The sequence below is a fragment of the Actibacterium naphthalenivorans genome (assembly GCF_014196965.1).
Lineage (GTDB): Bacteria > Pseudomonadota > Alphaproteobacteria > Rhodobacterales > Rhodobacteraceae > Actibacterium_A > Actibacterium_A naphthalenivorans.
In genome coordinates, this window is sequence record NZ_JACIEQ010000001.1 from 418,843 (window position 1) to 431,431 (window position 12,589).

At 67.7% G+C, this 12,589-nt stretch carries 10 protein-coding genes; 6 read left to right on the forward strand and 4 right to left on the reverse strand.

What is annotated here, in order from left to right; genetic code table 11:
* Positions 1-6 precede the first annotated feature (6 nt).
* Together GGR17_RS02030 and GGR17_RS02035 are read left to right on the forward strand one after the other, a co-directional pair.
* The gene (locus GGR17_RS02030; RefSeq protein WP_054538297.1) at positions 7-516 is read left to right on the forward strand and encodes a sigma-70 family RNA polymerase sigma factor; all 510 of its coding nucleotides are present in this window, start codon (positions 7-9) and stop codon (positions 514-516) included.
* A complete protein-coding gene (locus tag GGR17_RS02035; protein ID WP_054538296.1) occupies positions 513-1,265 on the forward strand; it encodes an anti-sigma factor family protein in 753 nt (250 codons plus the stop codon). The genes GGR17_RS02030 and GGR17_RS02035 overlap by 4 nt, the downstream gene beginning before the upstream one ends.
* Positions 1,266-1,319: 54 nt before the next feature.
* Here the strand turns inward: GGR17_RS02035 and GGR17_RS02040 are convergent, their stop codons facing one another.
* Positions 1,320-3,515: a primosomal protein N' gene (locus GGR17_RS02040; protein ID WP_054538295.1), complete on the reverse strand. Its 2,196-nt coding sequence runs from the start codon at positions 3,513-3,515 to the stop codon at positions 1,320-1,322.
* 89 nt (positions 3,516-3,604) lie between these two features.
* On the opposite strand from GGR17_RS02040, the gene fsa reads away from it, so the two are divergent.
* The 3 genes from fsa to GGR17_RS02055 are packed head-to-tail and all read left to right on the forward strand — an operon-like array spanning position 3,605 to position 5,930.
* The gene (fsa, locus tag GGR17_RS02045; RefSeq protein ID WP_054538294.1) at positions 3,605-4,258 is read left to right on the forward strand and encodes a fructose-6-phosphate aldolase; all 654 of its coding nucleotides are present in this window, start codon (positions 3,605-3,607) and stop codon (positions 4,256-4,258) included.
* A 44-nt stretch (positions 4,259-4,302) separates the two neighbouring features.
* On the forward strand, positions 4,303-5,010 hold the full coding sequence (locus GGR17_RS02050; RefSeq protein ID WP_054538293.1) for a DUF484 family protein: 708 nt from the start codon (positions 4,303-4,305) through the stop codon (positions 5,008-5,010).
* Positions 5,007-5,930 (forward strand): tyrosine recombinase XerC, encoded by a 924-nt coding sequence (locus tag GGR17_RS02055; RefSeq protein ID WP_054538292.1) that lies wholly within the window; start codon positions 5,007-5,009, stop codon positions 5,928-5,930. Before GGR17_RS02050 ends, GGR17_RS02055 begins: the two co-directional genes overlap by 4 nt.
* Positions 5,931-6,045: 115 nt before the next feature.
* On the opposite strand, the gene ileS is transcribed toward GGR17_RS02055, so the two are convergent.
* The 3 genes from ileS to GGR17_RS02070 form a co-directional block, all read right to left on the reverse strand.
* Positions 6,046-8,982: an isoleucine--tRNA ligase gene (ileS, locus tag GGR17_RS02060; RefSeq protein ID WP_054538291.1), complete on the reverse strand. Its 2,937-nt coding sequence runs from the start codon at positions 8,980-8,982 to the stop codon at positions 6,046-6,048.
* 280 nt (positions 8,983-9,262) lie between these two features.
* Positions 9,263-10,267, reverse strand: coding sequence for a YcjF family protein (locus GGR17_RS02065; RefSeq protein ID WP_054538290.1), 1,005 nt, complete (start codon positions 10,265-10,267; stop codon positions 9,263-9,265).
* On the reverse strand, positions 10,264-11,682 hold the full coding sequence (locus GGR17_RS02070; protein ID WP_054538289.1) for a YcjX family GTP-binding protein: 1,419 nt from the start codon (positions 11,680-11,682) through the stop codon (positions 10,264-10,266). The genes GGR17_RS02065 and GGR17_RS02070 overlap by 4 nt, the downstream gene beginning before the upstream one ends.
* 111 nt (positions 11,683-11,793) lie before the next feature.
* On the opposite strand from GGR17_RS02070, the gene truA reads away from it, so the two are divergent.
* Positions 11,794-12,564, forward strand: coding sequence for a tRNA pseudouridine(38-40) synthase TruA (gene truA, locus GGR17_RS02075; RefSeq protein WP_054538288.1), 771 nt, complete (start codon positions 11,794-11,796; stop codon positions 12,562-12,564).
* The last annotated feature ends 25 nt before the right edge of the window (positions 12,565-12,589 follow it).

A 12,589-nucleotide genomic window follows, 5' to 3' on the forward strand; every position in this document is an offset into this window, starting at 1 on the left:
CGCGCCATGACCCTTCTGGATGAGATCGAGGCCGCCATCCCCGCCCTGCGCCGCTATGCGCACGGGCTGATCGGCGACCGCGACGCGGCCGACGATCTTGTCCAGGATTGTCTGGAACGGGCCGTCGCCAAACGCCATCACTGGCGCCGCGACGGCCCCGCCCGGGCGTGGATGTTCCGCATCCTGCTGAACTGCCACCGCGACAACCTGCGCCGCCGCCCCCGCCATCTGACGGCGGTCGAGGATCTGGCCGTCGAGCCCGCCCTCCCCGGCGATCAGGAGGCGCATCTGGCCCTGACCGAGGTGCAGGCCGCCATCGCCGCCCTGCCCCACGACCAGCGCGAGGCGTTGCTGCTGGTCGCGCTTGATGGCATGAGCTTTGACGAAGCCGCCGCCACGCTCGGCATCCCCAAGGGCACGCTGATGTCGCGCCTTGGCCGCGCGCGGGAAAAACTGCGCGTCCAGACAGGGCGCGAACGCCCCGCGCGCCCGACACCGAAAAGGCAGACCCCATGACCCAGATCCCCGAAGACCGGCTTCTGGCCTATTTCGAAGGCGCGCTTGGCGCCGAAGACGCCCGGGCGCTGGCCGAACGCCTGCCCGACGAGCCGCAGGCGCGGGCCTTGCTGGAGGTCTGGGCGCGCCAGAACGCCGCCATCACCGCGCTCTACGCCCCGGTGGCCGAAGAGCCGGTGCCGGAACGTCTTCTGGCCGTCACCCGCCGTCGCCCGCCCACCATTGCAACACCGGCGCCGCTGCTGCGCATCGCCGCGATGCTGGGCCTGCTGGCGCTTGGCGGCGCGGGCGGCTGGCTGGCCGCCGACCTGCGCCCCGACGCGCCGCGCGCGCTGGCCGAGGCCGCCATCGCCGCGCATGAAACCTATGTGGTCGAGGTGATCCACCCGGTGGAGGTCGAGGCGACGCAGGCCGCGCATCTGACAGGCTGGATCTCCAACCGGCTGGGCCACAGCATCGCGCCGCCCGATTTCGCGGCCCTCGGCTTTCGCCTGATGGGCGGGCGGGTGCTGCCCGGCGATACCGGCGCGGCGGCGCTGTTCATGTATGAGGATGATCTGGGCCGCCGGGTCACACTTTATGTCGCGCCCGAAACCGGCGGCGCGCAGACCGCATTCCAGTTCGCCGAACAGGGCGATATGCAAAGCTTCTACTGGATGGACGGCACCCTGAACTACGCGGTGGTCGGCGACATACCGCGCGACGCGTTGCGCCGGATCGCGCTGGCCGCCTATGATCAACTGATCTGAACCGCTTTTCCGCCCGGACAGGCGTGATCGCAGGTGCCCGCCAAGAGCAACCGTTCAGTAAAAGCTCTGCGGGTCGATATCGATCTGCAGCCGCAGATTAGCCGGCAGCTTCACCTGCGCCACCCAGAGCTTCAGCGCCGCCTGCAACGGCGCGCTCTTGTCCGCCTTCACCAGCAGCCGCACCCGGTGCCGCCCGCGGATCCGTGCGATCGGCGCGGGCGCCGGGCCAAAGACCTGCGCCCCGATCCGGCGCAGCGGCGCATCCTGCCGCGCCAGCGCCGCGCCCAGATCGAACGCCTCCTGCGCATCGGGGCCGCTCAGCACGATCCCGGCCATACGGCCATAGGGTGGCACCCCCGCCGCCCGCCGCTCGGCCGCCTCGGCCTGCCAGAACCCTTCCTCATCGCCCGACAGAATGGCACGGATCACCGGGTGTTCCGGCTGAAAGCTCTGCAACAGCGCCAGGCCGGGCTTCTCCGCCCGGCCCGCCCGGCCCGATACCTGCCGCATCAGTTGAAACGTCCGCTCTGCCGCGCGCAGGTCCGACCCCTGCAGCCCCAGATCGGCGTCGATCACCCCCACAAGCGTCAGCAGTGGAAAATTATGCCCCTTGGCCACCAGCTGGGTGCCGATGATGATATCAGCCGCACCCGCCGCAATCGCCTCTATCTGCTCCTTCAGCGCCCGCGCCGAGGCATAGAGATCGGATGAAAGCACCGCCACCCGCGCCTGCGGAAACAGCGCCGCCACCTCTTCGGCCATCCGCTCCACCCCCGGCCCCACGGGCGCCAGCCGGTCCTCGGCCCCGCAGGACGGGCAGGCCCGCGGGATCGGCTTGGTTTCTCCGCATTGATGGCAGACAAGGCGTTTCTGAAACCGGTGCTCGACCATCCGCGCATCGCAATGATCGCAGCCGATCTGATGGCCGCAGGCCCGGCAGATCGTCACCGGAGCATAGCCGCGCCGGTTCAGAAACAGCAGCGCCTGCTCGCCCGCCGCCATACGCGCCGTGACCTCGCGCTGTAGCGTCGGAGAAATCCAGCGGTTCCCCGGCAGGTCTTCCTCGCGCATGTCGATCGCGCGCATCTCGGGCAGCACGGCGGCCCCGAAACGGGATGTCAGATCCAGCCGCCGGTATTTGCCCGCCTCGACATTGGCCCAGCTTTCCAGCGACGGCGTGGCCGAGGCCAGCACCACCTGCGCCGAACAAAGCGAGGCACGCAGCACCGCCATGTCCCGCGCATTGTAAAGCGCGCCATCCTCTTGCTTGTAAGACGTGTCATGCTCTTCATCGACCACGATCAGCCCCAGATCGCGGAACGGCAGAAACAGCGCCGACCGCGCGCCGACGATCAGCTGCGCGCCGCCCTGCCCGGCCATCTTCCAGCAGCGCCGCCGCTCTGTCATCGTCACGCCCGAATGCCACTCGGAGGGCTTGGCGCCGAACCGCGCCTCCACCCGGGTCAGAAACCCCGCCGTCAGCGCGATCTCGGGCAAAAGCACCAGCGCCTGCCGCCCCTGCGCCAGACATTCGGCCACCGCCTCGAGGTAAACCTCGGTCTTGCCCGATCCCGTGACACCCTTCAGCAGCGTCGCGCCATAGCAGCCGCTCGCCGCGCCCGCGCGCAGCGCCGCCGCCGCCGCCGCCTGATCGCCGGTCAGCGCATGGCCCGCCATCGCGGGGTCCAGCCGCGGATAGGGCATGTCGCGCGGCGTGTCTTCCTCTGACACCACGCCCTGCTTGACCAGCCCCTTGATAACGGACGTCGAAACCCCCGCCATCCCCGACAGCTCGCTCAGGGTGAAGGCCAGCCCGCCATATTCCTCCAGCACCGCCAGCACCCGGCCGCGCGCCTCCGTCTCGCGGTCCGGCCGGCCCTGCCCCAGGCGAAACACCTTGCGCATCGACACAGCCCCGCCCAGCCCCGGCGCCCGCGTCGCCAACCGCAGCATCGCCGGCATCGGCGTCAGCGTGTATTCGGCCGCGCGGGTCAGAAACGCCCGCATCTCCGCGCGCATCGGCGCGGCGTCCAGCACCCGGTTCACCGGGCGCACCTTGCCCAGATCATAGCCGCCCTCGCCCGGCCCCCAGACCACGCCCAGCACCTTGCGCGGGCCCAGCGGCACCTCGACAAAGGCGCCAAGATGGCATCCGCCCTCGGGCGCGCGGTAATCCAGCGTCCGGTCCAGCGGCTGCGTGGTCAGCACCGCCACCAGCGCACCTTCGTCGTAGAATTCGGGCAGATCCATGTCAGAGCATTCCGTCCGGGGCTTTCCGCCACGCGGGGCTTGGGGTATCAGAGGCGCGAACAGGCTTATCAAACCGCAGGACGGATACCATGAAATTCTTTGTCGACACCGCCGACGTGGCCGCCATTGCCGAACTCAACGATCTGGGCATGGTCGACGGGGTCACCACCAACCCCTCGATCATCCTGAAATCCGGCCGTGACATCCTCGAAGTCACCAGGGAGATCTGCGATCTGGTCGAGGGCCCGGTGTCGGCCGAGGTGGTCGCCACCGATGCCGACGACATGATCGCCGAGGGCCGCAAGCTGGCCCAGATCGCCGAAAACATCTGCATCAAGGTGCCGCTCACTTGGGACGGGCTGAAAGCCTGCAAGGTGCTGTCGGACGAAGGCAACAAGCTGAACGTCACGCTGTGCTTCTCGGCCAACCAGGCGCTGCTGGCGGCCAAGGCGGGCGCGACATTCATCTCGCCGTTTATCGGGCGTCTGGATGACATCAACCTCGATGGAATGGATCTGATCGCCGATATCCGCACGATCTATGACAATTACAACTTCGGAACCGAAATTCTGGCCGCCTCGATCCGCTCGGTCAACCACATGAAGGACGCGGCCCTGATCGGTGCCGACGTGGCCACCGCCCCGCCCGCCGTGATCAAGGCCATGGCCCATCACGTGCTCACCGACAAGGGACTGGACGCCTTCCTGAAAGATTGGGCAAAAACGGGGCAGAAAATCCTCTGACTTTCATGTAAGGTCATGAAAAAAGACGAGAGCGAGGCGACTGGATGAGCGGCACAGCCCTGACCGAAACCAAACTGCGCGAGCAGATCATCGCGGACCCGGATGTGATCCTCGAAGATCAGGACGTGCTGCACGCCCTGATCGCGGCCAATGAAAAAAGCCTCGGCGGGAACATCATCGATCTGCGCGGCATCGCGATGGAACGGCTCGAGGCCCGGCTGGAACGGCTGGAAGACACCCACCGCTCGGTCATCGCGGCGGCCTATGAAAATCTCGCGGGCACCAATCAGGTGCACCGCGCGCTTCTCAAGCTGCTCGATCCGGCCGATTTCGAAAGCTTCCTGCGCAATCTGGGCGATGACGTCGCCACGATCCTGCGGGTCGATTGCATCCGGCTGGTGCTGGAAACCCGGCAGGCGGGCACCGATCCGGCGGTTCAGCGGCTCGGCGGCGTGCTGACCGTGGTCGAACCGGGCTTCATCAACCGCTACCTGACCATGGGCCGCAACGCCCCCGCGCGCAACGTGACCCTGCGCCAGGTCGAACCCAAAAGCGATCGTGTCTATGGCGACATGGCCGACTGGATCCGGTCAGAGGCGCTGCTGAAACTCGATTTCGGCCCCGGCCGCCTGCCTGGCCTTCTGGTGATGGGCGCCGAAGATCCGCATCAGTTCACCCCCAATCAGGGCACCGATCTTCTGGCCTTCTTCGCGGGCGTCTTCGAAAGAACGATGCGCCGCTGGCTGTCGTGAGCCTGTCGATCTCTCCGGCGGCCCGCGATGCGCTGCAAAGCTGGCTGGAGCATGAAAAGGCGCTGAACGGCGCCGCATCCAACACCCTGAAAGCCTACCGCATCGATGTGCTCGGCTTTCTCGCCTTCCTCTCCGGCCATTTCGGCGCCTCTACCGGGCTGGCGCCGCTGGCCCGGCTGAGCGTCACCGACATGCGCGCCTGGATGGCGCATGAACGCGGGCGCGGGGTGGCCGCACGCTCGCTGGCGCGGTCGCTCTCGGCGGTCAAGAGCTTCTGCCGCTGGCTGGGAGAGCGTGAAGGGTTCGAACCCACCGCCGTGCTCTCCACCCGCGCGCCCAAATTCCAGAAGAAACTGCCGCGCCCGCTGGCCGAGGATGCCGCGCGCGCGATGATCGACACGGTCGAGCTTCAGGCGCAAAAAGGCTGGGTCGCCGCCCGTGACGCAGCGGTCCTGACCCTGCTCTACGGCTGCGGGCTGCGCATCTCCGAAGCGCTAGGCCTGACCGGCGCCGATGCGCCGCTGCCCGACGTGCTGCGCATTCGCGGCAAGGGCGGCAAAGAGCGGCTGGTGCCGGTCCTGCCCGCCGCGCGAGAGGCGGTGGACCGCTACACCGCGCTTTGCCCGCATGACCTGCCCGCCGATGCGCCGCTGTTTCGCGGCACCCGCGGCGGCCCGCTGAACCCGAGGCTGATCTCGGGCGTGATGGAGGCCGCGCGGATGCAACTCGGCCTGCCCGCCACCGCCACCCCCCACGCGATGCGCCACAGCTTCGCCACCCACCTGCTCGGCGCCGGCGGCGACCTGCGCGCGATACAAGAGCTGCTTGGCCATGCCTCGCTCTCCACCACCCAGGCCTATACGGCGGTCGATACCGCGCGCCTGATGGAGGTCTACGACAAGGCCCATCCCAAAGCATGACGCGGCGGGTGGCCCGCGCCCCTTTCATCTTTCCCCAAATATCCCCGCCGGAGGCACCGCCGCGCGCCCCGCGCGGCGCAAACAATACCGCCGCGCCGCAGGCGCGCCCGCCAGCCTACCCCAGCGCCATATCGCACCGCCGGCACACGCCCGCATGCTTGTGCGTCCCCACATCGGGCAGGATCTTCCAGCAGCGCTGACATTTCTCGCCATCGGCCTTTTCGAACACCACGCCCATGCCCTCGACCTCGGGCATCCGGAACGCCTCGTTCGGGCTGGGGTCGCCGGTCAGAACCACATCGGAGGTGATGCAGATATCGGCGAAATCCACCGATTTCAGCGCCTTGAGCACATCGGCATCCGCCACATGCACCACCGGCGCCGCCTCCAGCGAGGCGCCGATCACCTTGTCGCGCCGCTGTACCTCCAGCGCCGCCGTCACCACCCGGCGGGCCTGCCGGATACCGGCCCATTTCGCCGCCAGCGCGTCGTCTCGCCAGTCCGCCGGCGTGTCGGGGATATCGACCAGATGAACCGAACTGTCATCGCCCGGGAATCGCTCCAGCCAGACCTCTTCCATGGTGAACACCAGAACCGGCGCCAGCCAGGTGGTCAGCCGGTGGAACAGGATGTCCAGCACGGTGCGCGCGGCGCGCCGCTCAAGGCTGTCGGCGGCATCGCAATAAAGCGCGTCCTTGCGGATGTCGAAGTAGAACGCGCTCAGCTCCACCGTCGCAAAGGTAAACAACGCCTGGAACACACCCTGGAAATCATAGGCGCCATAGCCCGTGCGCACGCGTTCGTCCAGCTCGGCCAGCCGGTGCAGCACCCAGCGCTCCAGCTCGGGCATATCGCCCGGCGCCACCTGCTCGTCCGGCGAATATCCGGCCAGATTGCCCAGCAGGAAGCGCATCGTGTTGCGCAGCCGGCGATAGCTGTCGGCGACGCCTTTCAGGATTTCCGGCCCGATCCGCTGATCGGCGGTATAGTCGGTCTGCGCCACCCAAAGCCGCAGGATATCGGCGCCATATTGCTTGACCACCTCCTCGGGCACGATCGTGTTGCCGATGGATTTGGACATCTTGATGCCCTTCTCGTCCAGCGTGAACCCGTGGGTCAGCACCCCGCGATAGGGCGCGCGCCCCTTGGTGCCGCAGGCCTGCAGCATCGAGGAATGGAACCAGCCGCGGTGCTGGTCGGTACCTTCGAGATAGAGATCGGCAATACCGTCTTCCGCGCCGTCGGGACGGTCGCGCAGCACGAACGCATGGGTCGAACCGGAATCGAACCACACATCCAGAATGTCGGTCACCTGCTCATAGTCATCCGGGTTCACCGCATCGCCAAGGAACCGTTCCTTCGCGCCCGCCTTGTACCAGGCATCCGCGCCCTCGGCCTCGAACGCCACGGCGATGCGGGCGTTGACCGCCGGATCGCGCAGCAGGAAATCGGCATCCGTGGGCAAGGCGTCCTTCTTGACGAAACAGGTCAGCGGCACGCCCCAGGCGCGCTGGCGCGACAGCACCCAGTCTGGCCGGTTCTCGATCATCGAATAAAGCCGGTTGCGCCCGGTCTTCGGCGTCCACTCCACCAGCTTGTCGATGCTGGTCAGCGCGCGCTGCCGGATCGTGGTGCCATAGCGATCCTGCCCGTCGCCCACCTCGCGGTCGATGGCAGCGAACCATTGCGGCGTATTGCGATAGATGACCGGGGCCTTGGAGCGCCAGCTGTGCGGATAGGAATGCTTGATCTTGCCGCGCGCCAGCAGCCCGCCCACCTCGGCCAGCTTGTCGATCACCGCCTTGTTGGCGTCGCCCTCCTTGCCGTTGGGCTTGAGGATGCGCTTGCCGCCGAAGAACGGCAGATCGGCGCGGAAAGAACCATCGTCCATCACGTTATAGGTGATGACCTGCGGCAGCATGCCCAGATCGCGGTAAAGCTCGTATTCCTCCATCCCGTGGCTGGGGGCGCAATGGACGAATCCGGTGCCCTCCTCGTCAGTCACGAAATCCGCGGCGCGGAAGTCGCGCGGCTCGTCCCACTCGCCGTTCGAGCCTTCAGCGCCCGCCAGCGGGTGTACCAGCGACAGGCCCGCCAGTTCCCGGGCCGGCACGTCGCGGACGCGGGTCCACATCTCGTCCGACAGACGCGCGCGGGTAAAGACATCGGCGGCCAGCTTGTCGGCCAGGATGAACCTGTCTCCCGGCTTGGCCCAGCATTCCTCGGGCGTGTCGGTAACCTCGTAAAGCCCATAGGCATAGTCCGCGCCATAGACGACCGCCTTGTTGGACGGGATCGTCCAGGGCGTGGTGGTCCAGATCACGACGCTGGCGCCCACCAGGTCAGAGGTGTCGGCGTCCGTAGCGGTGTTGGACGGGCCAGAGGCCACGCGGAACTTCACCCAGATGGTGAAGCTTTCCTTGTCGTGATATTCGACCTCCGCCTCGGCCAGAGCGGTCTCCTCGACGGGCGACCACATCACCGGTTTCGAGCCCTGGTAGAGCGTGCCGTTCATCAGGAATTTCATGAACTCCTCGGCGATCACCGCCTCGGCGTGGAAATTCATCGTCAGATAAGGATCGGCCCAGTTGCCCGTCACACCCAGACGCTTGAATTCCTCGCGCTGGATATCCACCCAGCCCTCGGCGAACTTGCGGCATTCCTGGCGGAAATCCACGATCGGCACGTCATCCTTGTTGCGGCCCTTCTTGCGGTACTGCTCTTCGATCTTCCATTCGATCGGCAGACCATGGCAATCCCAGCCCGGCACATAACGCGCATCGCGGCCCATCATCTGCTGGCTGCGCACCACCATATCCTTCAGGATCTTGTTCAGCGCGTGGCCGATATGCAGATGCCCGTTCGCATAGGGCGGGCCGTCATGCAGGATGAATGGGGTGCGGCCCTGCTTTTCGCGCAGGCGGTCGTAAACCCCGATCTCGGCCCAGCGGGCCAGCCATTCCGGCTCGCGCTTGGGCAGTCCGGCGCGCATCGGGAAATCGGTTTCGGGCAGGTTCAGCGTGTCTTTATAGTCGGGCGTGTCGGCACACATGGGGCGTGCTCCTTCAAAGGGTCTTCGCGGATGTATGGAGGGGGCGGCGCGAGCGGTCAAACGCCTTGTCCCGGCAGCTCATGTTGTCAGAGCGCCGGGCCGGTAATTCGAATGATGATCGCCACGGGGTACATCATGCACCGGCTTATAGGCCGCCGCCGCCGGGCCGTAAAGACATCAGCCAGAGGCCGCCCGCTCTGCGCGGCTTGCGCGGCCCGTGCCGTGGGGCGGCAGGCATCTCTTGCGGGACGCGCGCGCAGGCGCGGCCCGCACCGCCGGATCACGCCCCGCCTTCACCGAACAGCCCGGTCAGCGCCCGTTTGACCAGCGCCGTCACCGAGGGGCGCTTCTTGCGCACGAAGGGCAGCGGGCGGCACACTTCCATCGCCGCCACACCCACGCGGGCGGTCAGCGCGCCGTTCACCACGCCCTCGCCAAACCGGCGCGACACTTTCGACAGCACCCCGCCCCCCGCGAAAGAGCCCAGCATGTCGTCGCCCACGGCCACCGCGCCGGTGGCCACCAGATGGGTCATCACCACCTGAGTCAGGCGCCAGCTTCCCAGCACACCGGCGCGGCCGCCGTAAATCTCGGCAATGCGCCGGATCATCCGCAAATTCGACGTCAGCGCGGCGATCAGATCGGCCAGCGCCAGCGGCACCAGCGCCGTCACTGCGGCCACCTGCCGCGCGGCGGCCTCGATCTCGCGCGCGGCGGCGGCATCGAGCGGGGCCAGCAGCTCCAGCTCGGCCAGCGCCAGAAGCCCGTCGGTATCCAGCATCTCGCCCTTGCGTTCGTCGAACCGCTGGCGCCCCCAGGCCAGATCCTCGCGCCCGTGGTACAGCTGCTCCAGCCGCCCGGTCACGACCCGCGCCGCCGCCAGATCATCGGCCACCAGCGCCGCCTCGGCCGCGTGGTGCAGGCTGTCGACCCGCCGCAGCCGGGCAAAGGCCGCGACCTCGCGCAGCGCCACCAGAACGCAGGCCACCAGCACCAGTACCACAAGCCCCAGCGCCACCGTGCCGACCACCGTGTTCCGCGACAAAAGCCCGGTGATGAAATCCCACGCCATGACAGAGGCGACAAAGCCGATCAGCGCCACCAGCGCCCCCCAGAAGAACCGGCCCAGCCGCGACCGGCGGCGCGCCGCCAGCACCGCCATGGTCTGCATCGCCTGGCCCGTCGGCATGTCGGGCGCCCCATCGGGCACCGGCGGCGCGGTGGCCGGGGTCTCGGCCCCGGCCTCTTCCAGTTCGATCAGCACCGGGCCTTGCTTTGCTGTCATGTCAGGCGATCTCCGATCAGAAACTCAGCGGCCTTGTCCAGCCGGATATGCGGCGGCCCCTCGCCCGGCTTCAGGGTCAGCCGGGCGGGCGCGAAACGCATGATCCGGTAATCCGCGTCCAGCCATGCCTCTTGTCCGCTGCGGGCGGCGGCCAGAATGCGGGCCGGATCCTCTGGCAATGCGCCGGGATAGAACGCCGCCTGCTTGCCGCTGTCCAGCAATGTGCCGCGCACGCAGTCCAGGGTTTCGCCCTCATGGGTCAGCGTCTCTTCCACCGTCGCCCGGTAGGCGGCGACGGACATCGCTGCCGTGCGCGCGCCCGCGAAATCGGCGCGGTCCTTGGCGTCGCGCAACAGCGCCTCCATGATCGCGGTCAGCCGCCCGTGCTGGCGGTGATGCAAATGGTCGGCCTTGGTCGCCGCGAACAGGATGCGCTCCACCCGCCGGCCATGCAGGATCTGGCTCAGCCAGGCGTTGCGCCCGGGCCGGAACGCCGAAAGGATCTCGCGCATCGCATAGCGCAGATCCTCCACCGCCTTCGGTCCGGCGTGGATCGCCCCCAGCGCATCGACCAGCACGATCTGCCGGTCGATCCTGGAAAAATGATCGCGGAAGAAGGGTTTGACCACTTCGCGCTTGTAGGCCTCGTAGCGGCGCTCCATCTCGCGCCAGAGCGAGCCGCGCGGGGTTTCGGCGGGCCGGGGCAGCGGCGCGAACGTCAGCACGGGCGAGCCCTCCAGCTCTCCGGGCAGCAGGAACCGGCCGGGCGTGCAATCGGAAAACCCCTGGGCCCGCGCAGCCTGCAGATAGGTGGTGAACACCTGCGCCAGCGTCTTGGCCACGGGTTCGTCCAGCCGTGCGGAGGCATCCGCGCCGCGCAACGCCGCGTGCAGCCCGTCGGCGAAATCGCGGCTCTTGGCGCGGGCCAGCGTTTCGGCAGACCAATCGGCATAGGACTTGTCCAGCAGCGCCAGATCCAGCAGCCATTCGCCGGGGTAATCGACAATATCCAGATGTACCGTGCGCGGCCCCGAGATCGCACCGATCAATCCGCCGGGCTGAACCCGGAACGACAGCCGCAGTTGCGCCACGGCGCGGGTGCTTTCGGGCCAGTGCGGGGTGTCGCCTGTCAGCGCGGCCAGATGGGTTTCATAATCGAAACGCGGCACCGTCACATCCGGCTGCGGCTGTAGATAGGCGCTCAGGATCGACCCGCTCGAGGCCGCCACAAGCTGCGGCATCCGCCCCCGATCCAGCAGGTTCGCCACCAGCGAGGTGATGAACACCGTCTTGCCCGCGCGGGACAGCCCGGTAACGCCCAACCGCACCACGGGCTCGAAGAATATGTCCGATACGGTGGCGCCGATACCTTCGACCCCGCGCGCCAGACCGTCTGCAATATCGCCTATGCCCACGCCTGCCCCTCATGTTATCCGCCCCAAGATAGGCGCGGCCATCGGGTTTCGCCAGCCAAGATCCGGCACGGCCGCGATTGCCAAGCCCGCTGTTGCGGGTTAACCGGAGCCATGCCCCGCTATGCACTGAAAATCGAATATGACGGCGCGCCCTTCGCAGGCTGGCAGCGTCAGGCCGATCAGCCCTCGGTGCAGGGCGCGGTCGAGGCGGCGCTGGCAAAGCTGGAGCGTGACGTGCCCTCCATCGCCGCCGCCGGGCGCACCGATGCCGGGGTGCATGCCCTTGGGCAGGTGGCGCATTGCGACATGGCCAAGGCCTGGGATCCGTTTCGCCTGTCCGAGGCGCTGAACCACCACCTGAAACCCGCGCCGGTGGCGATCCTGCAGGCGGTGGCGGTGAGCGATGAGTTTCACGCCCGGTTTTCGGCGCTCGAGCGGCAATACATGTTTCGTCTGGTCAGCCGCCGCGCCCCCGTGACGCATGACCGGGGCAAGGTCTGGCAGGTGCAGCACCCGCTGGCGCTGGAGCCGATGCAAAGGGCGGCGCACTACCTGCTGGGCCGGCATGATTTCACCACCTTCCGCGCGTCGATCTGCCAGGCGGCCTCGCCCGTCAAATCGCTGGACGAGCTGCGGATCGAGGCGATCGACATCCCCCATGGCCGCGAGTTCCGGTTCCACGTCCGCGCCCGCAGTTTCCTGCACAATCAGGTGCGCAGCTTCGTCGGCACGCTGGAACGTGTCGGCGCGGGCGCCTGGGCGCCGGAAGACGTGAAAGCCGCGCTCGACGCCAGAGACCGTACCGCCTGCGGCCCGGTCTGCCCGCCGCAGGGCCTGTATCTGGCGGCGGTGCGCTATCCGGTGGCCCCGTTCACGCCCTGAAACGTGTTCCCGGCGTCACCCTGCG